27 protein-coding genes and 1 riboswitch are annotated in these 24,951 nt (G+C 49.2%); of the genes, 14 read left to right on the forward strand and 13 right to left on the reverse strand.

Annotated features, from left to right (window positions below):
- Positions 1 to 209 precede the first annotated feature (209 nt).
- Positions 210 to 734, forward strand: a complete 525-nt coding sequence (locus ACTS3T_RS01440; protein WP_377961212.1) for a hypothetical protein — start codon at positions 210 to 212, stop codon at positions 732 to 734.
- Positions 735 to 918: 184 nt separating this feature from the next.
- On the opposite strand, the gene ACTS3T_RS01445 is transcribed toward ACTS3T_RS01440, so the two are convergent.
- On the reverse strand, positions 919 to 2,019 hold the full coding sequence (locus tag ACTS3T_RS01445; RefSeq protein WP_377961214.1) for a tetratricopeptide repeat protein: 1,101 nt from the start codon (positions 2,017 to 2,019) through the stop codon (positions 919 to 921).
- A gap of 161 nt (positions 2,020 to 2,180) precedes the next feature.
- On the opposite strand from ACTS3T_RS01445, the gene ACTS3T_RS01450 reads away from it, so the two are divergent.
- Both ACTS3T_RS01450 and trmFO read left to right on the forward strand, forming a co-directional pair.
- The gene (locus ACTS3T_RS01450) at positions 2,181 to 2,624 is read left to right on the forward strand and encodes a CU044_2847 family protein (protein WP_377961217.1); all 444 of its coding nucleotides are present in this window, start codon (positions 2,181 to 2,183) and stop codon (positions 2,622 to 2,624) included.
- A 66-nt stretch (positions 2,625 to 2,690) separates the two neighbouring features.
- Entirely contained in the window at positions 2,691 to 4,079 is a 1,389-nt protein-coding gene (trmFO, locus tag ACTS3T_RS01455) for an FADH(2)-oxidizing methylenetetrahydrofolate--tRNA-(uracil(54)-C(5))-methyltransferase TrmFO (RefSeq protein WP_377961219.1), read from the forward strand.
- A gap of 59 nt (positions 4,080 to 4,138) precedes the next feature.
- Here the strand turns inward: trmFO and ACTS3T_RS01460 are convergent, their stop codons facing one another.
- A complete protein-coding gene (locus tag ACTS3T_RS01460; protein WP_377961222.1) occupies positions 4,139 to 4,477 on the reverse strand; it encodes a hypothetical protein in 339 nt (112 codons plus the stop codon).
- 93 nt (positions 4,478 to 4,570) lie between these two features.
- Here ACTS3T_RS01460 and ACTS3T_RS01465 point away from each other — a divergent pair, with 93 nt between their 5' ends.
- From ACTS3T_RS01465 to ACTS3T_RS01475, 3 genes are all read left to right on the forward strand, one after another.
- Positions 4,571 to 4,780, forward strand: coding sequence for an RNA-binding S4 domain-containing protein (locus ACTS3T_RS01465; RefSeq protein WP_377961224.1), 210 nt, complete (start codon positions 4,571 to 4,573; stop codon positions 4,778 to 4,780).
- A gap of 109 nt (positions 4,781 to 4,889) precedes the next feature.
- Positions 4,890 to 5,156, forward strand: a complete 267-nt coding sequence (gene grxC / locus ACTS3T_RS01470; RefSeq protein WP_377961227.1) for a glutaredoxin 3 — start codon at positions 4,890 to 4,892, stop codon at positions 5,154 to 5,156.
- 85 nt (positions 5,157 to 5,241) lie between these two features.
- The gene (locus tag ACTS3T_RS01475) at positions 5,242 to 5,661 is read left to right on the forward strand and encodes a secondary thiamine-phosphate synthase enzyme YjbQ (RefSeq protein WP_462934638.1); all 420 of its coding nucleotides are present in this window, start codon (positions 5,242 to 5,244) and stop codon (positions 5,659 to 5,661) included.
- A 67-nt stretch (positions 5,662 to 5,728) separates the two neighbouring features.
- Here ACTS3T_RS01475 and hpf read toward each other — a convergent pair whose 3' ends face one another.
- A complete protein-coding gene (hpf, locus tag ACTS3T_RS01480) occupies positions 5,729 to 6,391 on the reverse strand; it encodes a ribosome hibernation-promoting factor, HPF/YfiA family (RefSeq protein ID WP_377961232.1) in 663 nt (220 codons plus the stop codon).
- 184 nt (positions 6,392 to 6,575) lie between these two features.
- Here hpf and lipB point away from each other — a divergent pair, with 184 nt between their 5' ends.
- Positions 6,576 to 7,289 (forward strand): lipoyl(octanoyl) transferase LipB, encoded by a 714-nt coding sequence (lipB, locus tag ACTS3T_RS01485; RefSeq protein WP_377961235.1) that lies wholly within the window; start codon positions 6,576 to 6,578, stop codon positions 7,287 to 7,289.
- Between the two features lie 57 nt (positions 7,290 to 7,346).
- The gene (locus ACTS3T_RS01490; protein ID WP_377961237.1) at positions 7,347 to 8,084 is read left to right on the forward strand and encodes a phosphatase PAP2 family protein; all 738 of its coding nucleotides are present in this window, start codon (positions 7,347 to 7,349) and stop codon (positions 8,082 to 8,084) included.
- Positions 8,085 to 8,105: 21 nt separating this feature from the next.
- On the opposite strand, the gene ACTS3T_RS01495 is transcribed toward ACTS3T_RS01490, so the two are convergent.
- Complete coding sequence (locus tag ACTS3T_RS01495; protein WP_377961240.1) at positions 8,106 to 8,654, reverse strand: DUF4330 domain-containing protein; 549 nt, start codon at positions 8,652 to 8,654, stop codon at positions 8,106 to 8,108.
- Positions 8,655 to 8,851: 197 nt separating this feature from the next.
- Between ACTS3T_RS01495 and ACTS3T_RS01500 the strand changes: the two genes are divergently transcribed.
- Positions 8,852 to 9,706: a M48 family metallopeptidase gene (locus tag ACTS3T_RS01500; protein WP_377961243.1), complete on the forward strand. Its 855-nt coding sequence runs from the start codon at positions 8,852 to 8,854 to the stop codon at positions 9,704 to 9,706.
- A gap of 60 nt (positions 9,707 to 9,766) precedes the next feature.
- Here the strand turns inward: ACTS3T_RS01500 and ACTS3T_RS01505 are convergent, their stop codons facing one another.
- The 4 genes from ACTS3T_RS01505 to ACTS3T_RS01520 form a co-directional block, all read right to left on the reverse strand.
- Positions 9,767 to 10,570: a pantothenate kinase gene (locus tag ACTS3T_RS01505; protein WP_377961246.1), complete on the reverse strand. Its 804-nt coding sequence runs from the start codon at positions 10,568 to 10,570 to the stop codon at positions 9,767 to 9,769.
- Between the two features lie 510 nt (positions 10,571 to 11,080).
- Positions 11,081 to 12,502 (reverse strand): phospholipase D-like domain-containing protein, encoded by a 1,422-nt coding sequence (locus ACTS3T_RS01510; RefSeq protein ID WP_377961249.1) that lies wholly within the window; start codon positions 12,500 to 12,502, stop codon positions 11,081 to 11,083.
- Between the two features lie 49 nt (positions 12,503 to 12,551).
- Entirely contained in the window at positions 12,552 to 13,643 is a 1,092-nt protein-coding gene (locus ACTS3T_RS01515) for a hybrid sensor histidine kinase/response regulator (RefSeq protein ID WP_377961252.1), read from the reverse strand.
- A gap of 6 nt (positions 13,644 to 13,649) precedes the next feature.
- Positions 13,650 to 17,621 carry a CBS domain-containing protein gene (locus ACTS3T_RS01520; protein WP_377961254.1) on the reverse strand — a complete coding sequence of 1,324 codons (3,972 nt, stop codon included), beginning with the start codon at positions 17,619 to 17,621 and terminating at the stop codon, positions 13,650 to 13,652.
- 220 nt (positions 17,622 to 17,841) lie between these two features.
- Between ACTS3T_RS01520 and ACTS3T_RS01525 the strand changes: the two genes are divergently transcribed.
- Positions 17,842 to 19,017, forward strand: coding sequence for a DUF58 domain-containing protein (locus ACTS3T_RS01525; RefSeq protein WP_377961257.1), 1,176 nt, complete (start codon positions 17,842 to 17,844; stop codon positions 19,015 to 19,017).
- A gap of 158 nt (positions 19,018 to 19,175) precedes the next feature.
- On the opposite strand, the gene pirA is transcribed toward ACTS3T_RS01525, so the two are convergent.
- The gene (pirA, locus tag ACTS3T_RS01530) at positions 19,176 to 19,595 is read right to left on the reverse strand and encodes an arginine synthesis PII-interacting regulator PirA (RefSeq protein WP_377961259.1); all 420 of its coding nucleotides are present in this window, start codon (positions 19,593 to 19,595) and stop codon (positions 19,176 to 19,178) included.
- A 44-nt stretch (positions 19,596 to 19,639) separates the two neighbouring features.
- Positions 19,640 to 19,722, reverse strand: a riboswitch (Glutamine riboswitch).
- A 350-nt stretch (positions 19,723 to 20,072) separates the two neighbouring features.
- Between pirA and ACTS3T_RS01535 the strand changes: the two genes are divergently transcribed.
- Positions 20,073 to 20,945 (forward strand): 6-carboxytetrahydropterin synthase, encoded by an 873-nt coding sequence (locus tag ACTS3T_RS01535; protein ID WP_377961268.1) that lies wholly within the window; start codon positions 20,073 to 20,075, stop codon positions 20,943 to 20,945.
- Between the two features lie 144 nt (positions 20,946 to 21,089).
- Here ACTS3T_RS01535 and ACTS3T_RS01540 read toward each other — a convergent pair whose 3' ends face one another.
- From ACTS3T_RS01540 to rpmI, 4 genes are all read right to left on the reverse strand, one after another.
- Positions 21,090 to 21,629 (reverse strand): tetratricopeptide repeat protein, encoded by a 540-nt coding sequence (locus ACTS3T_RS01540; protein ID WP_377961271.1) that lies wholly within the window; start codon positions 21,627 to 21,629, stop codon positions 21,090 to 21,092.
- A gap of 70 nt (positions 21,630 to 21,699) precedes the next feature.
- The gene (locus ACTS3T_RS01545) at positions 21,700 to 22,509 is read right to left on the reverse strand and encodes a transporter substrate-binding domain-containing protein (protein ID WP_377961273.1); all 810 of its coding nucleotides are present in this window, start codon (positions 22,507 to 22,509) and stop codon (positions 21,700 to 21,702) included.
- A gap of 82 nt (positions 22,510 to 22,591) precedes the next feature.
- On the reverse strand, positions 22,592 to 22,942 hold the full coding sequence (gene rplT, locus ACTS3T_RS01550; RefSeq protein WP_377961276.1) for a 50S ribosomal protein L20: 351 nt from the start codon (positions 22,940 to 22,942) through the stop codon (positions 22,592 to 22,594).
- A 94-nt stretch (positions 22,943 to 23,036) separates the two neighbouring features.
- Entirely contained in the window at positions 23,037 to 23,234 is a 198-nt protein-coding gene (gene rpmI, locus ACTS3T_RS01555; RefSeq protein WP_377961279.1) for a 50S ribosomal protein L35, read from the reverse strand.
- Positions 23,235 to 23,436: 202 nt separating this feature from the next.
- Between rpmI and ACTS3T_RS01560 the strand changes: the two genes are divergently transcribed.
- The 3 genes from ACTS3T_RS01560 to ACTS3T_RS01570 all read left to right on the forward strand — a co-directional run bounded on the left by ACTS3T_RS01560 (position 23,437) and on the right by ACTS3T_RS01570 (position 24,736).
- Positions 23,437 to 23,988: an adenylate kinase gene (locus tag ACTS3T_RS01560; RefSeq protein WP_377961281.1), complete on the forward strand. Its 552-nt coding sequence runs from the start codon at positions 23,437 to 23,439 to the stop codon at positions 23,986 to 23,988.
- 38 nt (positions 23,989 to 24,026) lie between these two features.
- Positions 24,027 to 24,278, forward strand: a complete 252-nt coding sequence (locus ACTS3T_RS01565; RefSeq protein ID WP_377961284.1) for a 2TM domain-containing protein — start codon at positions 24,027 to 24,029, stop codon at positions 24,276 to 24,278.
- Between the two features lie 149 nt (positions 24,279 to 24,427).
- Complete coding sequence (locus tag ACTS3T_RS01570; protein ID WP_377961287.1) at positions 24,428 to 24,736, forward strand: DUF3181 family protein; 309 nt, start codon at positions 24,428 to 24,430, stop codon at positions 24,734 to 24,736.
- Positions 24,737 to 24,951 lie beyond the last annotated feature (215 nt).

Consider the following 24,951-nt stretch of genomic DNA (forward strand, 5'->3'; position numbering starts at 1 on the left):
GTTATTGAAAGGTCGGTGGTTCACCGACCTTTTTTATGAGCCATGACGTTAAGTTTAGTAAACAGATATCACGGATTCTTGCTTTGCTTGACGCTGCAACTTGATAATTAGTAAAGCAATGGTTTAGAGCAGTTTTTGAGTGTGAACGGTCTCAAAAACTTATAAGTAAACGAAAAACCGTCTAAAGGCAGCTTTGGAGCATTACGGTAATGGGTTTGATACAGAAAATTTTTGGTAGTATTGCTGCATTTTTTAGCAGCTTACTGGGTGTAGTGGGCAAAGTTTTTGGTATTAACAAATCGGGTTATTTCTTAGAGCTAGATGACGAAGATAGTGGGTCTAACTCCCAGCCTGCGGCTCAGCGGCCGCAGAAGTCTGCTCAGTCTCAGCCGAAAGTAGAACCTACTGCTTTACAGGCTCAGGGCGTTGAGGTTTTTCCGGCTGAGGCTGAAGTAGCCACTAAAGCAGCGCTTGAATCTAATCAAGCCGCCGCTTCTCCTGAAAAGTTGGAAAAAGCCGCGAAACAGTCGGCCTCAACCTCTCAAGACTTAGCTAATGCTGGCGCTTTACCCCTAGCGGCAGCAGAAGCCAAAGGAAAATCGGTCGGATCTGAAATGACTTTTGCAACCGATTACCTGGTTAAACCAGAAGTTTCCAGCAGCCGTCGTCGCCCAGGCCCCAGCCTGACAACTTTTAGAAACATGGCAAAGACGGTTAAGACCCCTGCGGCATAAGCTTTAAACTTCTCTTTGAGCTACAAAAGCAGCCGTCTGGCTGCTTTTTGCTGGAAAAATTTGAAAGCAGCACATATAGCGGTAGTCACCAGCGTTAAGGCAACTCAATTGCTAAAAGTCGCTGATCAAAAAATTTTTATTCTGCCCTCCGCCTTCAGCCTTCTACCTTTAGCTCATACCACAGCTAGGAGTCACAGTTTTGCCCCCGCAGAAAATGCAGGCCGCTGTATAACTGAAAAGCGGCATCCCAGTTGCTAGGTTGGGTTCGCAACAAATCAAGATGGGTGGGAAAATCAGGCAGTAAGTCAATATACTCAAGCGCTCCTTCTGCAAACGGTAAAAAATCTGAGTGAATAGGGCAGGCAATCTGATTTTGAATAAACTGGCTTAATGTATTCCACCGGAGTCGAGTTGTGGTTTGTGCTTGGACGCGATCGCTGGCTTGATCCAGCGGACTGAGCGGATCACCAGGCTGAAACTGGTAGGTGCGATCGCAAAGCCGCAAAATTGACTGTCGCTGGTGCAAGTGCAGATCTAAGACGTGGGTGTAGTCCTGAGTTTTTTCTTTACGTTGCAGCTTACCCCAAGGGCCTAAATCGACCACTTGCTCAAAGATAGGCAGCAATCCAACAATACACTGGCTCACTTCTGACCAGTTAAAAGCAATGGTGCCCGTCTGGTCATTTGGATTTTGGCAAACAACCTTAACTTCCGGCTCAGTTGCCCGAAAGAAATCAACCCGAAAAACCTGACTACGGTTGATGTCGGCCAATTTAGCGCAAAAGGCAGAAGTATTGGCGGTTTGCAAAGCCTGCGTCCAATAGCGTAACTCTCCCATATTGCTCACCCGGTAGACTCGCCAGCTTTTGCTGGGTAGCTGCATCCGGGCTGTGTAAGCATCTATTTGCATGACCTGAGCCAAGCCTTGGGCTGCTGTTAGTCGCGCCTCCCCTCGAACAGGGTTTAACAACAGTAGCCCCAGTTCCTGGCTATCGGGGGCTGCTTTAGCCGTTGCCCGTGCCGCTTCTTGTTGAGCGGCCTGACGAAGGTTTAGTCGCTCAATCGCTTGTCGGGCTTGAGCCAGCACTTTGGGGTGTGACAGTTTTTGCAAAATTTGGCGATAAGTTTTGGTAGCAGCTTCTATTTGCCCCCGACCTTCCTGATACTGGCCGATGCAAAGTTTGAGCCAGGGATCGTGGGGGGATTGCTGCTGCCATTGCTGAATGAGTTGAGCAGCTCTGCGGTAATCTTCACTTTCAATCGCAGCCGTCACCACTTCTAACATGCCTTACTGCCTCTTCGACCCTTCGCCTGATTAATGTTCCTATTTTAGGCAGTTAAGTTTACAGGTATGGGTGGGCGATCGCCGCTTACCTGCGTAGCCACCAAGATAGGATATTTTGAGAGAGCGGTATACCGCTGATTGTTCTCATTCGGTCTGAATCTATGCCCCGTTTCCAACTCGATGAAGACGCTCCTATTTTGGTAGAGTTTTTGCCCACCGCGCCGATAGACAATCCGGCGGCTTTAGTGAGAACCGATCAGGTTGAACGCTCCGCCGAAGCCATCAATAGCGCGATGAACACCCTACGCAATATGGCTCAGCTCGTCGTTGAAACCCTAGACACGTTAGACGATCAGCCGTCTCAAGTCGAAGTAGAGTTTGGCTTAAAGTTAGATGCAGAGGGACAAGCCGCGATCGCTCGTTCAGCCGATTCTGCGATGCTCACGGTTCGCATGACTTGGGATCCCAGCTTACGTCCCAACCGCTGGCAGGCACCCACCGCTGAACAGTATGGCTACGACGACGAAGGCTACAGAGTAGGCGGTGAGTATCCTTATTCTGGCTATGGCTACGAGGACGACGAGGGCGACGACGAATGGTTTTAGGGATCTGCCAAGTCTAATAAATCGTTATCCTAGATGAGCTGGGTAAGAAACTTAGAAATTTACAAAATGACAGGCGAACAACATCCCATTCATGTCATTGGTGGCGGGCTAGCAGGCACCGAAGCCGCGTGGCAAATCGCCCAAGCGGGCTGTCCGGTCATTTTGCATGAAATGCGACCTCTGCGCCAAAGCCCAGCTCATCACAGCGAACAGTTAGCAGAATTAGTATGTAGCAACTCTTTTGGCGCTCAATCTAGCGATCGCGCGTCGGGTCTATTGCATGAAGAATTGCGTCAACTGGGTTCAATTGTAATCGCCAAAGCCGATCAGCACGCGGTACCTGCAGGCGGAGCTTTGGCAGTCGATCGCGCGGTGTTTAGTCAAGATCTAACGGCAACGCTAGCGCAGCATCCGCTTATCGAACTTAGCCGGGGAGAAGTTACGCATATTCCCCCCCAAGGAATTGTCGTTCTCACCACCGGGCCGTTAACCAGTCCAGCCCTCTCAGAAGACTTGCAGCGTCTGACAGGGCTGGAATATATGAGTTTTTTCGACGCTGCTAGCCCCATTGTCGTGGGCGAAAGCATCGATTTAGACACTGCCTTTAAAGCCTCTCGCTACGACAAAGGCGAAGCCGCTTATCTAAACTGCCCGATGAATCGAGAACAGTATTTACAATTTTGGCGATCGCTTTGTGAGGCAGAACAAGCACCCCTAAAAGATTTTGAACAAGAAACGGCCAAGTTTTTTGAGGGATGTTTACCCATTGAAGAAATGGCGCGTCGGGGCGAAGAGACAATGCGCTACGGGCCGCTCAAACCAGTCGGGTTATTTGATGCCCGCCTCGGTGACTTTCGCGATCCGGCCAATAAGGTCAAAAAGCCTTATGCCGTGGTGCAGCTTCGGCAAGAAGACAAAGCCGGACAGCTTTGGAATATGGTAGGCTTTCAAACCAACCTGCGCTGGGGCGAACAAAAGCGAGTGTTCCGGCTGATTCCTGGTTTGGCAACCGCCGAGTTTGTCCGCATGGGGGTGATGCACCGTAATACATTTATCAATGCCCCAGAATTACTGAATGCAGCGTTGCAGTTTAAGCCGCGATCGACCCTATTGGCGGCAGGACAATTGGTAGGGACTGAAGGGTATACTGCTGCTGCCTCAGGGGGTTGGCTAGCCGGAACCAATGCAGCCCGCTTAGCCCAAGGTCAGCCGCTGCTAGCCTTACCAGTAACGACCATGATGGGAGCTTTGTTTGACTTTATTAGCAGTGCTTCGCCCAAGCACTTTCAGCCCATGCCCCCCAACTTTGGCATTTTGCCTGCACTGCCCCAGCGCATTAAAAATAAGCAAGAAAGATACGGTCGCTACCGCGATCGCGCCCTCAGCGATTTAGCCACCTGGGCAAGAACCCATCACATTCGGCTGCAACCTTCTAAGCTGGTAGTGAGCGCGTGAGCAGTAATAGGGCAAAAAAACACTGCGCGATCGCGGCTATATCTTGTAAATCAAGCTGTTCAGAAGTTGCGGCGTTTCCATTTCGTATCCAGTAGAGTCTGGCTTAGCACCCGTAGCGGTTCAGAAGTTTCCCAGGTAAAAAGCGCAAAATCAATTGGGCCATAATAACGCTCAGCCTGCTCTGCCAAAGTGACTAAAAACGGATCGCGCAGATTGATGCGCTCCTGCAGGCGAATCGCCAGTAGAGGCAGTCCTCCCTGCCCTTCAGCAGGAATAATGCTCCACTCGCAACGGTCTAGCATGGACTGCACAGAGCTATCCAGCGAGGCTTTAAACTGTCTCAGGCGAGCAGACTTACGATAAAGCTCGCGAACTAAGGCGGAATCGGATGGTTGCATAAGGATTTTTCTTAAGAGCGTAAACCCTTCCCACAATGCCGTTGTTTACTAGAGTTTAGCTTTGATACTTCGACTGAGAGGTGAAATCTTTCTGTGAATATTCCCAAGGAGTATATTAAACTCGACCAATTCTTGAAACTGCAGCAAATTGTGCAATCTGGAGGCGAAGCAAAACTCTTGATTCGCAACGGGGAGATCAGCGTCAATGGCGAACCCGAAGTCCGTCGAGGCCGTAAACTTTATCCGGGCGATCGCGTGACGCTAGATAACCAGACCTTTGTAGTCACCGAACCCGACTTGTAGCAGTCATGTTCTCTTTTGCAGACATAAATTCTACAAATGATTCAATAGAAAGACGCAAAAATGGAAATAGGTCTTTAAAATTAAGAATCATTGCAACTTGGGGATATTCATGGGAAGTAACGTCGAAATTTATACCTGGAGTAGCTGCCCTTTTTGTATTCGAGCTAAAGCGCTGCTCGATCGCAAAGGAGTTAACTATACCGAATACAGCATTGACGGCGACGAAGCTGCCCGCAGCGAAATGGCCAAACGGGCCAGCGGACGCCGCTCAGTGCCCCAAATTTTTATCAATGACCAGCACATTGGCGGCTGTGATGACATTTACGCCCTCGATCGCCAGGGCAACCTAGACCCCTTACTCAAAGCCTCTGTGTAACTATCAACATAACCCTCAACCAGCGGCAGTTTAGCGCCTCTGAATGGGTTTCTTCTTGAGCACCGTTACCCCGTCTCTTTTAGGCATGAGCGTCTTTCAACAGCAGATTCAGCTCTCCACCCGTGGGCATGGGGACATGCAAGACATCACCCCTTTGGTTAGCCAAATTGTGACTCAATCAGGATTTGAGCGGGGGCTGGCCAATGTGTTCAACGTTGGTAGCACCGCCACTATTGGCACAATCGAGTTTGAACCAGGTCTGCAAAAAGACTTGCCAACCATTCTCGATCGGCTGATTCCCCCCAGTCGAGACTATGGCCACGAGCAAACTTGGCACGATGGTAACGGCCATTCTCATCTGCAAGCGTCCTGGATGGGGCCTTCACTTACGGTTCCCATTCGAGGGCACCGCTTGATCTTGGGTACTTGGCAGCAAATTTTTCATTTAGAATGTGATGTCAAACCGCGCCAGCGCACCCTTCAGGTGACGCTTTATGGTGAATAGCGAGACAGGGGCCGATAGAATTAATTGGGGGGGATCAGCCGATGTCTCGCTTAAGCGCTAGCTCCCCTTAGTGAGCGCCTACCCGCGCTGCTTTACTTGCTGAGGCTGGGTAGTGGCCGTTGTGATGATTATCTGAGTGACCGTTTTCACGACGAGGCTGCAACAGTCCGTAGCCACCGTGATTACGTTCGTAAATCACGTTGATTTCATTCGTTTCAATGTTATGAAACATATAGAAATCGTGATCGACTAGTTCCAGCTGTTCCAACGCCGCTTCAACTGTCATGGGTGGCATTGCAAAATATTTAGCCCGCACCACTTCGTCAGGTAATTGGGGGCTACGGCTGTGGAGTAATTCTGAAACGTCTGTACCGACTTCATCGGTTCTAGCAACGAGGGCATCGTTGGGCTTGACGGGCAAGTGGCTTTTTCCTTGCCTTTTTTCTTTATACTTACGGAGCTGACGGGTGATTTTGTTCGCGACTAGGTCAATGCTGGCATAGAGATTTTCGCTACTCTCTTCAGCGCGAACCACGGCTCCATTAACGTAAATAGTGACCTCAGCAGACTGGCGAGGATTTATCCGAGGGTTGCGGGCCACTGATAGATGTACGTCAACTTCGTTGGTCAAGGATTGAAAATGGTTAACCGCTTTTTCAATCTTTTGCTGTACGTACTCGCGGATAGCATCGGTGACCTCAATGTTCTTGCCCTGGATAACAAGTTTCATAAACAAGCCTCCCTATTCATTCGGCTCATGTTTTCACCCTAGCATCTTGTATTTTGCACGACAGTCTCCTTTAAGATCCTTTGCATGACGTGACGATTCTTGATTTAAAAGCGGTTGATATCAATCAAAATTTAAGCGATTTTTCGCTTGCTTTCAGCTATGCATTCATTGGCAAAGAACCAACATGAAGTTGCCTTATCATCCTGATTGGAGAGACTGTAAGCTATATCAGCCAGGGCTGGTTCCTTACCCAACAGCTTGGCAATGGCAGCAAGAATTAGTTGCCCAACGCTGTTGCGATCGCACGCTACCGGATGTTTTTCTCTTGCTTGAGCACCCTCCCGTTTACACGCTGGGTCGGGGTGCAGACTCAGGATTTCTTAAGTTTAATGCTGCTGAGTCGGCATCTGAAGTCTATCGGACTGAACGGGGTGGAGAAGTCACTTATCACTGTCCGGGGCAATTGGTTGGCTATCCGATTCTCAACCTGCGCTATTACAAAATGGACTTGCACTGGTATTTGCGCCAGTTGGAAGAACTACTTATTCGCGTTCTGGGGGGCTATGGATTGGCGGCTGAACGCATTCAAGGGCTGACGGGGGTATGGATAGAGGGGCGTAAGGTTGCCGCTATGGGCATTAAGGTGAGCCGCTGGATTACGATGCACGGTTTTGCTTTGAACGTCAGCCCTGATCTCAGCGGTTTTGAGCAGATTGTGCCGTGTGGTATCAGCGATCGCTTGGTAGGCAGCCTAGCGGAATTTTTACCCAGCATCCAGCTTAGCCAGGTTCAGCAAGATCTGATTAAAGTTTTTGCAGAGTTGTTTCAGGTGAACTTGCAGTGCCAAAAAGCCAGCCAGCTTTCTGAGCTGTCACTCCCGAAGGCACCTCTACCTTAAAGAGCCACAAACCGTTATTATAAGGCGATCGCCCGCCTTTTATCTAAAGTGCTGTCTATGAGAAAAAAAAGTGCCACGGGCTGGTTTATTTTAGACGTGATTTGGCTAACCTGGCGACGATTTCGCTATGACTGCCGCGCTATTCCAGCCAAAGCCTGGACGGTTTGGTGGCAAACGTTGTTAATCGGTTTGGGGATTACCGCAATTGTTAGCTATGGCATTACCCGCTTTGCTCAGGCAGCGCGTGAACCCTGGTTACAAGCCTGGGATGAGCAAATGCTACCGATTTTGGTGCAACATTTACCGCTAACATTTGCCCGGAGTATTACCTGGGAATCGCCGGGTAACTTGCTGGTGATGTTGCCGCTCGTCATTACCTTCGTTGCGGTTGCCGTTTGGCGATCGCGTCCGCTGATTGCAGCAACAGTCGTTGCCGCTTACGGGCTGCAGTTTGCTTTGGTGTGGATTGGCTGGGGACTTTGGAACCGCGATCGCCCTACATTGATTGCGGGAGGCATTGCCTCCCCTAGTCTTCATTCTTTCCCTTCAGGCCATACCACCCTAGTTTTTGCCGTCTATGGCTTGATGGCTTACTTCTTTTTGAGGGCAACTCGCAACTGGCTAGAGCGTCTATTTGGGTTTCTGTTTTTTCTCGTATTTGCCGGACTGGTTAGCAGCGCTCGCTTAGAAATTGGAGCGCACTGGCCGAGTGACATCATTGCTGGCTGCATCCTGGGTCTGCTTTGGCTCGTGGTTGTGGTTACAGCCCTGAACCGAGCAGAAACCTATACTTAAGCAAACTCAAGTAATCTGGCACTACGATTCGCTGGTCGCTTCCTCTAAAATACGGACGCCAACCACGCTGGTATAAAAATCATAGAGTTCGCCTTCTAGCTCGATTTGAGTACCAATCTTAACTTTGTTGTTGCCCAACACAGGGCCATTATTGGTGATCTGAGCATCCCCAACCAGGGTAATCAGCATATCAATGGTGTAATTTAGCTCAGGTCGCGGGTCGGGAAAAGCGGCCACTGAACCATCTGGTTGCGGGACTGCTGTACTGCGAGGTAATCGTTCAACCCTAGTAATGCCGACTTCACCATAGGGTTGATTACGGATGATGATGTTGGTCGTTTCAGCCGTTTCTAGAGTTTCAAATAGCTCGTCTGGGTTAGAAACCGTTAGCCCTCGCACCATGACATCAACCTCTACAGGCTTAGTTTCAACGCCCACTTGGGCGACCGAACCCGATGTGCCGGGGAAAAAGAAAATACCCACAACCACCATCAAAATAATTAAGGCAGCACCTATATCTAACAAGCTAACCTTGCCAAACAAGCGGCCTTTTGAGTCTAAGAAAGTCATGGTGAAAGCGCTCCACCCGGTTTGTCCGGGAAAGATAAGATCACTGTCGAAGAAAATATGCAGCAGTTAGTATTTAAGCATAGGGGTTAGCAACTTAACCCGCCAACTTCTCGTCACTCTACTTAGCGGGTATCGTTTTAGACATTCGCCGTTTAAACGCTCGCTGCTACAAACGCTGTCATTGGTACCTAATCATCATGCAATTGACTGTTATAGCCAAAATCAAAAAGTATGTGGGGCACCGCTGGCTATACGGCTTAATGGCTACAGTCACGGCTTTTGGCATTACGATCGCAACGCCCCAAGCAAGTCAGGCGGGCTTATTTGACATTCTCTTCAACGGCATTCAGTATATTCAGCTTTCTAATATGTCTGACCGTCAAGAGGTCAATCTCGGTCAGCAAATTGACGCCCAACTCAGACGGCAAGGGTTGCGGGTTTACTCCGATAATTCTGCTGTCGATAACTATGTGGATGCAATTGGTGCCCGACTGGTACCGCATAGCGATCGCCCCAATATTCCCTTCAACTTTCAAGTCGTGCGAGACAACAGCGTTAACGCTTTTGCGACCGTAGGCGGGCAGGTTTATATCCACGAGGGGCTAATTCGAGAAGCTGACAATGAAGCCGAGCTAGCAGGGGTCATTGCTCACGAAATTGGCCACATTACAGGGCGTCACGCTATTGAGCAGATGAAGCAGGTAGCGATTCAGCGAGGCATTTTAGGAGCCATTGGAGCCGACCAGCAGTTACTGGTTAATATTGGCGTTGAACTAGCGCTTAACTTACCCAATAGCCGCGCGGATGAACGCGATGCCGATCGCCGTGGTTTTGACACGATGGGACAGGCAGGCTACGACCAACGCGGTCTACGAGATTTTATGCAAAAGCTAGCCGCTAGTGGTTCACCACCAGAATTTCTCAGTACTCACCCCAACCCGTCCAATCGCGTGCAGTATCTAAGTGAGTGGCTTAATGAAGAAGCCACACCAACGGCTACCGCCGGGATGGACAGTTCGGCTTACCAAGCGCAAGTACGCCAACTGCTGTAAAACCGAGGCAAGCGATCGCTGTCGTTTTCTGTTTGGGGGCGTGAGCAATGCTGCCTCAGCTCAACCAAGAATATGGCGGCGATAAGCTTGAATTCCCCAGAAAGCCAAGTCTTCGTTCACGCTGAGTCGCTCCGATAAATCGGGTCTGATTTTCTTGAGATACAGCGAAAGGATGGGGCTATCTCCACCTGTAAGCAACGCTTGCCCCTGAGGATATCGTCGCCACCAGTCAGTTAGATAATCTTGCACCCCTGCCATTTGAGTATAAAAAACGCCGCTGCGCATCGCTTCCGCAGTGTCAAAGGCCCATCGCTGGGGCGGAATCACTTCCCAGCGATCGATGTTAGGCAAGGCAGCAGTGCCAGTGGCCAACGCCTGCATTTGTAGCTTTAATCCGGGCAAGATCGCCCCCCCTAAAAACTGATGCTGGTTACCTGCCGTAAAAGTGAGGGCAGTACCAGCGTCAATGACCAAAGCGGGCCAACCATACTGTTCTCCAGCACCCACTAAGGCCAAGATGCGGTCGATCCCAAGCGTGGCATATAAATTTTTGATCCAGAGGCGATCGCGTTCTACCAGTTGCAACCCCCTATAGGCTTGCCAGAGCTGTAGCTGAGCCGGAACAACGGAAGCCAGCCAAAGCTTGATAGGCTGAGAAGCTGAGCGCTCTAAATCCGGAACTGGAGCAAACGTAATCTGACGCCAAGCGGCAGAGTCAAAACGGTGATGAATTAAGGTCGCCACGTCATGGGCATTGAGATATCTCGTATGCCAGGTAGCTTGCAAACTTTCTTGGGCAAATACGCCCCAGTGCAAACGCGTATTGCCAATTATTAGCGCTAACCAGGCACTGGAATCAGCCATACGACGCGCCTTGCCCTCATCGGCGTGTAGCCTGCCAATTATGGCATTGATGCCAGAATAGCACTCTTTAAAAAACTAAGGTTCAGCCATTGCTGACTGAACCTAAATACAATTGGTTGACAAAACTCTAAAGACAGTCCTTCGTTCGATAGCTTTGCTACAAAAATCAGAGAAAACAATCAATACAGATAACTTCCAAAACGACAATTTTTGCCCACATAGCGCAACCTAAACAGGTAAGCAGTGACTTTTCAAGTATTTAGAAAGAGTCCTTATTTTCGCTAAGATAAGCAGGTTAACTTTGTTGTAGAGATTGAGCATCAGCCTTAAATCAGAACCAATCTGCGTTAGACTGATTTATTTATTCAGTTGTCTTTTCTTACTAACCAAGCTATCACAATGCTCCAACTATTCAAGCCCTTGTTTACTGAAGTTTACGTGTCTTGATAGTTCTTGGTCATCCAGCCAACCAACTTTGTGAAGTAGCCCGCAGCCACAGCCATTTCAGCGCTAGCGCCTGCATTGTTGAGTTTGCTGCCGGATTCGCTGTTGCAGTTCGGGCGTCATCCCCAGACTAGCCGATTGATAAAGGCGATCAAACTCTCGCTGAAAGTGGGCAGCCACAGTGGGATTGCGAATAATCAATAGATTTTCATCGTTAGTCTGATTGGCCGCTTTGCTCCAGTTTTGGGAACCCACAATTACAGTGTGTTTGTCTAACACGGCAAATTTGTGGTGTAGCTTATCGCCCTGAGGCAGCGCTGACGTGCCAACGGTTAAGATGGGCGATCGCCAGGGTTGATTCCTAGCCTCATATCGGCAGCGGTGGTCAGGCAAAGCAACCCCCAGCATATCGAGAGCTTCACTGTAGCTGCGGTACAAGAATTCGTCATCAATAAGTGAACGAATCTGAAAACCGGACACCGATTTTTGCGCTAGCTGATCGACAATGCCTTGCTCTGAAAAGACAAATAAAGCCATATCGACGCTTTGGGTCGCGTTGCCGATAGTTTTGCTAATCAGACCATTAACACTAGCTGGCCAGCCCTGGCTAGGAGACGTGGGTGAAAATTGTACGGTGACAGTTGAACCCGGAACTTGGCTTTGCTTGGCAGGTCGATAGGGCTTTTGCAAACCAAACAGGCTATCTGGCTGTCCTTGAGGGCCGTCGCCCCACATTAACTCAAATTCTTCGGTAAAGCGCTGCGCTAATTCGGGGTTTTGAATCCGCAAAAGCGCATTGGCGTTGCCTCGCGTTTCAGGCGCTAACATATCGCCGTGAACGCCGCTGAGCGTCCAGTTCACTGACCCTGTCAAGACGATACGCTGGTCAATCACGGCAAATTTGTGATGCATCAAGCCGCTACCTTTTGAACCGTCTGCGGTGTCATCTAAAACCGGAATGGCCGCTTTTTGCAGGATGGTATAAGCATCTCGCTCTTCAATTTCTGCTGGCTCAATGCGACCATTGCCGTTAACATCGATCAGCGCCATCGAGGCTTCCACTTTTTGGCGATCGCGATCGGCTAAACCCGCCGGATTTTTAGCATAAAAAGGACGGCTATACTTATTGTCGAAAATTACCCGCACTCGTACACCCGCCTGAGCGCGATCGCGCAGCATTTTAGCTACATTCGGCAAATTTAGCTCATGAACAGCAATATCAATCGAAGTGTTTGCTTGAGCCAGAGTCTTAATAATTTCTTGCTCTAAGTCATCGCCATGACGTTTAATCCGGCGATAAGGATCGCTGTAGACACTAGCTTGAGAATGATTAAAGTAAACCTGAATGTAAGGATCTTGAGGCAGGGGCGACAATAACGGCGAAACGGCTGAACCTGAGCGCCAGGTATTCAAACCCAAAAATACCAGCAAGCCCAGCCCAAATAGAAGCGCCCATCGCCAGCGACAAAAAGAGAAGCGATGCACCATGAAAAAGAGAAAAAACGACTCTCTTAGTCAGCCCAAGACAGATTTTTAGCTAACACCCAATCGCAAGTTCTTGAGACTTCAAGTTTACAGTAAAGATCGCTCCTTTAGGGTTATTGTCAGCCACTTCAATTGTACCGGACTGGGCTTCAACAGCCATTTTGCAAAAAGCAAGTCCTAAACCAGTTTGATGCACATCTCGAATCACCGTACCAATTTCATACTTTTCAAAAATGCATTGTTTCAAATCGTCTTTAATACCAAGTCCTTGATCAATCACCTTGATTTGAATCGTATTTTTTTCGGGATAGTCTACAACGATATGAACAATGCTATGTTCAGGGGAAAACTTCAGGGCGTTAGAAATCAGGTTTTCTAAAACGCGACGAGTTAAATTGGCATCTAAATATAATGTTTGCGGTTCAGGAAAATGGGTCAAAATCTGAATTTTTCGCTGCAAAGCGATCGCTTCAAATCGAGCTGAAACTTTGCTGACTAGCTGATTAAAATTGATCGGTTCGGGTGTGATCATCAGCTTTCCCGATTCTAGCTTCGCCATCACCAGCAGACTATTAACTAAAGACTCAAGCTGCTGGGCTGAGGCCATAATCTGCTCAGTTTTTTCTAATTGTTTGGGGGTCAGTGGCGTCATTTGCAAAATGCCAGCGGCCAGCAAAATGCCTGTGAGCGGATTGCGTAAATCATGAACCACCATATCTGACATATCCTGACGCAGCTTCATTGTGGCTTTGAGCGCGTCGTATTGCTGCTTGATCCGCAACATTGAGCGAACTCTGGCTCTCAGTTCTAAACCATTGATGGGCTTGCTGATAAAGTCATCGGCTCCGGCTTCTAAACAGCGAACTAAATCTTCTTTAGAGTCGAGCGCCGTCACAATAATGACTGGAATGTGCTGCCATTCGGCATGAGTTTTGATTTGGTGGCAAACTTCAATCCCACTCAAACCGGGCATCATAACATCGAGCAAAATCAAATCAGGCTTTAGCCGATCGAGGCGGTTGAGGGCTGTTGCCCCACTATGGGCATAGTTGAGCTGATAGCCATCTTGAAATAGCAAAATTTCGATTACGTCGAAGTTATCAGCTTCATCGTCAACAACCAAAATACAGGGTTGTGAAACCATGAGTTGCTACCTACTCAGTAATCCACGGATAGTGTGGACTAAATGACGCAGGCTAACAGGCTTAGTCAGATAAGCAGCGGCTCCTGCGGCTAAACAGCGATCGCGATCGCCTGTCATTGCTAGCGCTGTCAGCGCCACAATCGGCACCTGGCGTAAAGCGGATTGTTGCCGAATTTGCTGTATAGCAGTCAACCCATCCATTTCAGGCATTTGAATATCCATCAAAATCAAATCAGGTTTCTGTTCTACCGCTAAGCGGACTGCCTCCACTCCATTTTTTGCTAATAATAAACGGTATCCCTGGCAGCTTAGATAGTCAGCAATGGTTTCAATATTGGCTTCGTTGTCGTCAGCAATTAAGACTAGCGGTTGGCGTTGATCCGAATCTGGCGTAGACGCGGCAGCATGAGCAGCCAGAACTCTCTGGCTAGCTATTGCGGTAGACTGACTAGCGGTTAAAACCTGTGAATCTCGGTAGGGTAGCCTGACAGTAAAGCGACTCCCTTTAGCGACCTCACTTTCAACCTCAACCGTACCGCCATGTAACTCACTAAGGCGGCGCACTAAGGCTAACCCTAGCCCAGTGCCCTGATGCTGACGGCTAAGGCTGCTGTCAATTTGCACAAAAGCGGCAAACAGCTTACTCATATTTTCAGGGGCAATACCAATCCCGGTATCGCTAACAACAAACAGAATTTCTGGTGATTCTACCCGGACAGCTAGCTCTACTTGTCCGCCATCAGGCGTAAACTTGACGGCGTTGCTGAGCAGATTAATTAATACCTGACGTAAGCGGCGCTCATCTACTTCAATTAGCGCCACAGTGTCCGGCACAGAAACACAGAGCTGAATTCTTTTGCGGTTGGCTTGCTGACGAATGAAAGCTAAGCTGCTGTTGCAAAGGTGGAAAACGTCGGTTAAGCACACCTGCAACTCTAGCTTGCCTGCCTCAGCTTTAGAGAGGTCGAGAATATCGTTAATCAGCTCCAGTAAATGTTGACCGCTACGCTCAATTGTGGCTAGTGAGTTGTGTTGTTTTGCAGTCAGGGGGCCGTAAACCTGATCTTTGAGTCCTTCAGAAAGACCCAAAATGGCATTGAGCGGGGTTCGTAGCTCGTGGCTGATGTTAGCTAAAAATTCGTCTTTGAGGCGAGTGGCTCTGGCGAGTTCAGCATTAGTGGTCGTCAGCCGCTCATTGGCTTGGCGTAAAGCGACCTCACTTTGCTTAAGGGCGGCTTCCGCTTGTTTGCGAGCAGTAATTACCTCTGTAAAGATGATAATGCCGCCGATCGCACCTTGGGCGTCATACCAGGGGTGAACTTCCCACCGTAGCCAGTCAATGGAACCATCAAAACGAGGAAAAGGATCTTCTTCGCAGGTTTCTATTGCCCCCGCTAAGCAGCGCTGATGAATCTCCTTCCAAGCTTGAGGCGTATCGGGAAACACCTGATAGTGAGAAAGACCTATTACATCGCGATCGCCCAAGCCATAATCTAAGAGCCAGCGAGCGCTAACGGCTAGATAATGCATTTGGCGATCGAACATAGCCACAGCCGCTGGGGCATGTTCAACAAAAAGCCGGAATTTGGCCTCACTTTCAGCCAGTTCGGCGGTTCGCTGCACTACCCGCGCCTCTAGGTCTTGGTTGACTCGCTGTAGCAGTTCTTCTGCGTGTTTACGGGCTGTAATGTCAAGGGTAATGCCGTACCAGATAATACTGCCGTCTGCTTCTAGGTAGGGAATTGCCCGTGAAGTCACCCACTTTAGCGGTTTGTTCGGGATCACAACTCGGTGTTCGACCTCAAAGAAGGTGAGGTGTTTGGCTGAGTCTTCAATCGCGCTGAGCAGTCGCGAGCGATCTTCAGGCGGAATCCTATCTGCAATCACCTGGGTATTCGCCTGCACCTGAGCCAGCGACACCTCATAAATTTCTGCCACCCCTTGACTCATATAGAGTAAGCTTTGTTCGCCTGTCGGCGATCGCCGATACTGATAGACGGCACCGGGAATAGCATTGGTCAGACAGCGCAGCCTAAATTCTTCGGCTTGTAGCTCGGCCTCAACTCGCTTGCGATCGCTGACATCCGTAGCAATCATCACGGCACTTTCGACTCTTTGGTTCTGCCAAACAGGTGCGATTCGGGTTTGGTAAAAAGCTATGTCGCCCTCGAAGGTGTAGCCAGGAGCTTCAAAGCTAACAGTTTTGCCATGTTCAAAGACAGCCGCCAAACTTTCTTGATAAAGCGGTTCAACCGAAGTAGGTACATAATCGCTGAGATCGTCTCCTGTGAGTTGTGGCAGCGACTCTGAAGTACCACGGCGATTGGCAAACAAAATTTTGCCAGCTCGATTGAGCATCAATATCTGGCTAGGAGCGTTATCAACAATTGAACGTAGCCTTGATTCTGATTCAGCTCGCGACGCTTCAGCCAGCTCACGTTCGCGTAGTTCATTTTGTGATTGCTGGTACAGTTCAGACTGTTGAATCGCGATCGCCACTTGGGTCGAAAGCTGCTTCAGTAGCTCGGTTTCATAAACATGCCAGGTTCTCGGCTGATAACACATCTGCGCGGTTAGCAATCCCCAAAGGCGGCTATCCTGCAAAATCGGCACAATCAACGTGGCGCGAACCCCCATCGATGCCAGCAATTGCACATAGCAGGTGGAAAGTTTGCTGGCGTAGATATCGGCAGTCTGTTGAATTCGCCCTTGGCAATAATCTTCAACCAGGTTTTCGCCAAAATGAGGATCGATACAGGTCAGATTAAGCAACGATTGGCAATTTGGCTTGATGGCCTCAGCCACCACACAGCCACGCCAATCAGGAGCAAATCGATAAATCAACAGGCGATCGCAGTCTAAAAATTGCTGGACTTCGCTAACTGTCGTATCCAAAATTTGCTGCAAATCCAGGGTGCTGCGAATGTGAGCAGACGTTTGCGCTAACAGGCGATCGCAGTCTGCTTGTTGCTTTAGCGCCTCAGTCCGCAGAGACACCTGCCGCTGTAGCTCTATATTCTGACTTTGCAGCAGCTCAATTTTTTCTGCCTCTAGCTGAGAAATCCGCTGCTTCAGAACATCGACGAGCTTGTAAGCTTCAATCGGATCAAGCGCTTGCAACAGCGTAGTTTGGGTAATAATGCCCAATAGCTCACCATAGTCGCCAACAACAGCGATCCGCTGAACTCGCCGCTCCTGCATCAGTAAATGAGCCGCCCAAAGAGAATCTTTGGGTTTCAAGGCAAAAACAGGGGAACTCATGACAGCCCCAACCTGGATCTGATGAACGTCAAGACCAATGGCCTGAAATTGAACAATGTCTCGCTCCGTAACAATGCCCACAGGCCGCTCAATCTCCACCCCAGTACCAGCAGCTTCGTTTGCTATCGTTTGCTTCTCAACAATCACAACGCAGCTAACGCCATGAGTGGCCATTAGCTCAGTTACTTGAAAAACCGTATCTGTAACGGCGGCACCAATAACCTGTCGAGGCATCAACTCAGAAATGAGTCTGAGCCGCAGCAAATCGGCAGGTTGCAATAGCTGCCGTAAACTTTCATGCGTTAGTAGCCCCACCAATTGCCCTGCCTCATCCACAATCGGCAAATGGCGAATACGTCGTTCTCGAAATAGATTGAGCGCTACAAAAATGTTGGTAAATTCAGACTGCTTTAACGCAATGACCGAACACGTCATTACATCAGCGACCGTAATGGCGCTGGTAATTTGCGCTTTAGCCGTCAGGCGAATAATATCGCGCTCTGTCAAAATTCCAACTAACTGCCCTTGGCTCACCACACAAAGACAGCTAGCCCGACTTTCGGCTGCCAGATGATCATCAAAGGGGTCAGTGTTGCCTGCCAGTAAATGACAGCGACTGCGGGCATTGCTCATAGACACGATTGCCTCTAGCAATGGCAGGTCAGGCTCGACGACAAGCACATTTTGGAGAATAGCTTTATTTAGCTCGGCAAGCATAGCGCTAGTATCACGACGTGAAGCGGTAGTCTGAATATTTAAAGGGGTTGAGGACAAATTGCAGCCGAGTGGTTCTAAACCTCAAAAAGCCGTCTTTTATAGATTCACTTAAGACAACAACACCTTCTCTAACAGCTTTCCCGCTAACCTGACATTTTCGCGGCAGAATTTGAGAAAGTTTAGCCGTTTCTATTGTTGTTTCGCGACCCTCTTAGCCAGCATGCAGATTTTACCAAAAGTGAATTCTTGGTTGATGAACCGTTGGGTTACGCCAGCTTATAGCGGTTGGGTCTTGCTGGGATTGACTCTATTTTTCTTTGGTGCTGCCACCAACACCCTAGCTGGCTGGCTTTATGTCATTAGCGGCGTTATGCTAGCGCTGCTGGCGATCGCAGCGGTGTTGCCCCCCCGGCTTTTGCGAGGTTTGCAAATCCAGCGTCAGCCAATTCGGCCTGTTAGCGTTGGCGAACCGCTCAAGCTAGCACTCAGCTTATCGAATGCCACCCCGCGAGCCAAGGGCATGCTGCAAATTTGCGATCGCCTCCCCCCGGCCTTAGGCGGAACGAAAACTCAAGCGATCGCCTTGCTCAAAGCTAAAGAAACCTATCACTGGCAATTTGACTGTTTAGCGCAGCAGCGAGGTATTTACCGCTGGCAGCGTGTGCAACTGCGCACAGCCGCACCTTTCGGTCTGTTTTGGTGTCACCGCGATCGCTGGGCAAAAGCAACAGCAGTGGTTTATCCCACAGTGCTGCCCCTGTCTCAGTGTCCCTTGATCGATCAGCGCTTGGGGACAGCTCAGCAGCAAACCTGGTCAGGCGATCGCCGCTATCAAGATGCGACTGAAGGAGTTACCCGATCTCTGCGCCCTTACCGCTGGGGTGATCCAACCCGGTTAATTCACTGGCGTACCAGCGCCCGCTATGGCGAACTGCGGGTACGAGAACTAGAACACTTTACCCAGGCTCAAGCAGTCACGCTTTGTCTCGATAGCGCTTCCAACTGGCAAACTGAAAACTTTGAGCAAGCGGTCGTTGCTGTGGCCTCGCTCTACTGCTACGGACTCCAGCAAGGAGCAGCGATCGCACTTTGGACGGCTAAAACTGGCATCCTGCATAAAAAAACCGCCATTCTTACGGCTTTGGCAGCGGTTAACCCCCAAGAAGCCGCCGTTCAGCCGTTACCACGCAGTTCGCTCATCTGGTTTAGCGAAGCAGCGATCGCCCAGCCGTTGCCCTCAGATAGCAGTTGGATACGCTGGCCAACACCCACGCCTAGCCCGCTGCGGCAAACCGAAAGCGCCTATGTGTATCCGTCTGTCTCAATTAACCCCAATTTGCCGCTAGCCCCACAATTGCAAAACACGCCAACCCTTATTTCAGCCACCCCTCGCTAAAGGCACAAGGCAAAAAGAAAACGGTGCTGTCAACAGTTTTTAGCCATTAAAGGGTCTCACTCAAGCTACAGGCTGGGTTCTCAAGCCCTCCCAAAGAAAAGGGGTGTACAGTTTTCACTGCACACCCGCTCCTACTCCAGCTACAGCACAACTTTTGACTAAGCTATTTGATGCATTTCATCTTCTAGCTGTCTAACCAAAACTTCATTGCCTTTAGCACGAGCTACCTCTAGCCGATGCATCAGACTACGACGGATATTTTCTTGATGAGTTTGAGCAGCTTCCCGCAGCAGCTCTCGCCGCGCTTGAGCCATCGGATTGGTTCGCTGCGAAAAACCGGATAACTTAGCGAAAATAGATTCTGCTGGGGTATTGACCGCTTCTACCTGCCCTTTAGCGTTAGTCTGGTAGGCAACTCCTCTATAATTGAGGGTTGCTACAGGCTGAGGAATGGGAATGTGCCGAACATAGCTGTAAGTTAGAGGCCGTCCTCGATACTGACAAACGATGTCGCTTTCCGTTACCTCTAAAGCAGGAGGGTTGTAATCGTATTCAACGCCGCGATAACACAATTTCATAAATTTGTCTCCAGAGATGTTAGCTCCCAATTTTGAGAAATTGAGATGCGTTCCTTCGGGCTAACTCCCTACTTCCGTCTTTCCTGCCCCCCGCAAACGCAACTTAAGGATCAGGAAGATGAACGATTTGTTATTTCTGTATTCAATTATACTATTTTCCTCTTTTGTCAACAAGCCATGAGTTTTTTCTTTACCACCCACTAAAGCCTTGTGGTACAAAGCTTTGGCCGTTTTTGGGCTTCTGCAAACAAAGCTTTTCACAAAAATTCACTTCATTTATAGCGATAGCCTCTAGAGTTGCAACGCTCAAATCTAGCGGTTAGCCATTGCCATATTTTTGGCAACGAGCAACTCAGTCGCCCATCCAAAGGAAAAACCAGTCTGGCTGATCGAAGCGATCGCCAGGAGATTATCGTTTATGCTGGAGAAGCACAGGTTTACGTAACTTAATCTTTTAGCGAATCAGCTTACAGCTTCATGAAATGCATTATTCATCGTCGGGCACAATTTTCAGCCAGTCATCGATACTGGTTGCCCGAATTGAGTGAGGCAGATAACCAAAAGCAATTTGGGCTATGTGCTAAAGCACCAGGGCATGGTCATAACTATGTCTTGTATGTTTCGATGGCCGGAGAGCTAGACGCCTATGGTATGGTGCTCAACCTATCTGACGTCAAACACATTATTAAACGAGAAGTCACCAGTCAGCTCGACTTTGCCTATCTCAACGATGTCTGGCCAGAATTTCAGGCAACTTTACCCACCACCGAGCAAATTGCCCGCACAATTTGGCAGCGCTTAGCCCCCTATTTACCCATTACCAATATCCAACTCTTTGAACATCCCGAACTTTGGGCCGACTACCAGGGAAATGACATGGAAGCATATCTCACCATCAGCACTCACTTCAGCGCCGCCCATCGGCTAGCCCACCCTCAACTCAGCTATGAGGAAAACTGCGAAATCTATGGTAAGTGCGCCCGTCCGCATGGTCACGGTCACAACTACCATCTAGAAGTAACGGTTCGGGGTGAAATTGACGCCCGCACTGGCATGATTGCCGATTTGGTTCAACTCCAGAGCCTGATCGACCAGTATGTCGTTGAACCCTTTGACCATACCTTTCTCAACAAAGACATTGCTTATTTTGCTGAGGTGGTTCCGACAGCAGAAAATATTGCCGTCCACATTCGCGACCTGCTGCAAGCTCCCATTGGCAAAACCGGAGCCGCCCTACACAAAATTAAACTGATCGAAAGCCCTAACAATTCCGCTGAGGTGTATTGTGGTGTGCCTGAAACATCGCATACCCCTACAACACAGAGCCAGCCAGAGTTAGCCACTGTTTAAGAGCCGTCATACACTTGGCTCAATCAGCACCTGAGGTGAGCGCTAGCGGCTAGCGACGCTTTTCATCGCCGCCTACTCGACCGCTTTACACTCAGGTTGCGCTGGCTTCGACCTCGCTGAACCAAAGCGATCGCCTAGCTTGGTTTATTGAGAAGTCGTCACCACTCGCTTACGTAAAGATTCGGCTCGGCGCTTGGCAGTTGGGTTGTTGGGTTCATGTTTGAGAGCCGCTTCATAAGCTTCCAACGCTTGCGTGGTGAGCTGCTTCTGTTCGTAGCTGTGGCCTAAATTGTTGAGGGCGGTGACGTAGTTGGGAGCAATTTTGAGGGCGTCTTTGTAGTGACGAATTGCCAAGTCGTACTGTTCTTGAGCAAAGTAAGTAAACCCTAGAGCGTTGTACACAATAGCTGCATTTTCCGCTTCTTCCTCAGTTGACAAGTTTTTGAGAGCTTGCTGGAGATAAAGCGCTGCTTGCGTGTACAGTTTTTTGTCTAAGAGCAGACTCCCTAATTCGTAGTATTCCTGGGCAGTGCCTTTTTCTTTGGTGAGTTTGTTTTGCAAGCGAGATAAGGTGGTTTCGATGCGGCGTGTTCTTAGCACTTGGCGCAGCACAAAAAAGGCAGCAACCCCTAACAGCACCAACAAAACTGATAAATAAACAAGTAAAAAATTGCTGTTCTCCATGCCAGCCCTATTTCCGTTAAAGCGCGGTTTTCATGTCTGCAACTATCTTGACACGGGATTGCACGCGATATCAGGATGGCACCTTTAGACATGCTGAATCCTCAAGCAGGCTGGTTCGCGGCAAGCCCCAATAGTCAATTCTTTCGTCTAGCCAGCCTTGATCGCACCAGCGCCCTAAAGCTCCGTTGACCAATTGCCTCAACCCATTAAACTGCGTGCCCTTGGGCATAACGGCAGCTAAAGGTTCACTTGAGATAGCCACTGGTAGCAAGTGATAGTCAGGCTGTTCTTGCACCCAGCCCGTGAGAACAGAGATATCTCCGGCAAAAGCGACGGCTTGTTCTTGCTGCAATAGCGCTAGCCCCTGCTGGTAAGAGGCGACAGCGACTAAACGCGAGGTTGGCAAAATATAGCGTAGGGCGCTAACGGCACTAGAGCCATCTAAAGCGGCGATCGCCTGACGCTGCAAATCTTCTAGCGATTGAATTTCAGGCCGACGCGTTACAAAGCTGGTGCCATCAAAATAATAAGGTGAACTAAAGCTCACCACCCGCGATCGCGCTTCAGTTACCGTCACGGCAGCAATCACCAAATCAACCCGATCTTCTAACACAGCCGGAAGGCGATCCAAATTAGTCACAGGTTGCAAAACCAGGGCATTCGGATCGGCAAAAATCTCTTCGGCTAAGCGGCGGGCAAGGTCAATTTCAAAACCCACAATTTCTCCCTCTGGGTTGAGAAACCCCAAAGGTTGCAGATTATCTTTCACGCCGACGACTAAATAACCACGAGCTTGAATTTCGCTAAGCTCAGCGGCAAAAGCGGGAGCACCCAACAGTACCCCCGCTACCATTCCAAAGCTAAAAATTGTCTTGAACATATCAAGACCTGTGAGCTAACAGCAATCAACCCGATCTAAACGCAAACGTTTAGCTCAGACCAACCCAGCCAAGTGACTACAGCTATGATTGAGTCGCTAGCTCGACCACACGGCTAAAGCTACTTGGATCTAAAACCGCCATTTGCGCTAGCATCTTGCGGTTAATCTGGATGTCAGCTTTCTTGAGCTGTCCCATCAGTTGGCTGTAGCTGACGCCGTTTTGACGCGCAGCCGCGTTGATACGGGTAATCCACAGACGGCGAAAATCACGCTTGCGGTTGCGGCGATCGCGATAAGCATATCGCAACGCTTTCATCACCTGCTGATTAGCCGTGCGGAACAGCTTCGAGTGAGAGCCTCGAAATCCCTTAGCTAGCTTTAATACTTTTTTGCGGCGCTTACGAGCTACATTGCCGCGCTTCACACGTGCCATTTATCAAGCTTCCTTAACAGCTTCAAATTCAACCCAATTACTCAAACTTCAACAAACTCGGCATTTACAGCCCATTTGCAGCCGATGAATCTGCCTACAAATAAGGCAGCATCATTTCTACATTTTCGGCATCAGCCTCATGCACGACCGTTTTCTGAGACAGTCGATTTTTACGAGCTGTTGACTTATGCTCTAGCAAGTGGTTCTTAAACGCTTTGCGGCGCATGATTTTACCACTTCCGCTGCGGCGAAAGCGCTTGGCCGCTGCTCGACGAGTTTTTAGCTTTGGCATGTTCTACTTAAAATTCGACACAGTCTTAAATAATACTACTTGTAAACCCATCTGTACAACCCTCTTGTAAACGGCAGCGCTCATAAAGCTTGAGTTTTTTGAGTCCTTTAGTTTCTGCGCTTGAATTGTCGGCCACGAGGTTTTTGGGGTTGCGTTAGCTTGCAGATTGAATTTATCGACTAGCTTTTAAGGAGGAAGTTTTGTGAGACTTGTGTTACTAGGAGGGCCAGGAGCAGGTAAAGGCACACAAGCCCAGCTACTTCAAAAGACTTGGCAAATTTCCTGGATTTCAACGGGAGATCTTCTGCGCCAAGAAATTGGAGCGGGGACAGATCTAGGGGATCAGGTGAAGGCTACCGTTGAGCGGGGAGAACTGGTCGCAGACGAAACCATGATTACCCTGATGCGACAACGGCTTCAGCAACCCGATGCCATTGCTGGCTGGCTGCTAGATGGCTACCCGCGAACAGCATTTCAAGCTGAAGAGCTTGATTTTTTGCTAGATGATATCGGCCAAAAACTAGACCGGGCAATTTGGCTAGAAGTGCCACAAACAGTGCTGATGGCGCGATCGCTGGAGCGATCACGCTCAGACGACCATCCCGATGCGATCGCGCGGCGAATTGAGCTATTTTATCAACAAACCCTGCCCATGCTGGACTACTACGACTATCGCCAAAAACTATTGCGAATTGATGGCGATCAACCTCCCGAACAGGTTTGGCAAAGCTTGCAACAAGCACTTAACCCGTAAAATCAAACTAGCAACCCTTTAAACCTACTATTGCTTTTATGCCTCCCCGCTGGCCCCGCCAACCCGACCGCAAAAACGATCTGGCCTACCGCAAACTAGACGACCGTATGAACTTTGCCGTTCATGTAGCGGCTTTTATAGCCGTCAACTCAGGGCTATGGTTTTTCCATCAGGTCAATCCCCTCTGGGTGCCCTGGGTGCAATGGATCACAGCAATTTGGGGAGTCGGTTTGATCGGCCATGCCGCCTATATTTTCGGCTTAGCAGATTATTCCGATCCGGCAGCTTAGCGAGTTCTCTATTTGCTGACAAATTTGCCAATTTTTCTGTATTAGCGACAACAAGCCGCTATTTTGGCAGCAAAATATCTTTCTCTAAGCGGATCTAAAGTATTTCGCTGCTTTTTAAGATGCAGTTAAGTTATTGAGGCAGGCCAAACATGGCTTATTCCAACCCATCAGAAGCGATCGAAGCACTAGCCGCCGACATTGGCGAACAAATTTACTTAGACGTCGCTAAGTGGCACCTTTACTTGGGCGACGCTAAGCTACACACGCCGCTAGCAGAAAAGCTTTATCCCCTGCTGAAAGACAATCAGCTAGCCGAAGAGAAAGTTTTAGACATTCTCCGCCATACGCCTATCAAACTCGGCGGTGGCCGTCGCGAAGTCTCCATGATTGATTTGTTGCCGATGCAGTGTCAGGTTAACCTGATTGACTTGCTAGAAGACTATCAGCGCAAACTTTAAAGACTCAGAAAAGGTTAGGCATCTGAACCTGGCCACTCAGCCATTAGCTTGGGCAGTCCTTAAACCCCTAGTCGCCCCCAAATACTCACACTTCGCTCGTAGCTTCGTTTTTCTAAAGCTGCGGGCTTATTTAGTGCGGGCAAAAAAATCCCAAAATACGTTACACTAAGCTAAGAAATGTTGCAAATCTTAATTTGTTGCGATAGAGAAAATTG

Origin of the sequence: Almyronema sp. (assembly GCF_052168255.1) — a bacterium.
In the GTDB taxonomy this organism is placed as follows: domain Bacteria; phylum Cyanobacteriota; class Cyanobacteriia; order Phormidesmidales; family Phormidesmidaceae; genus Sphaerothrix; species Sphaerothrix epifaneia.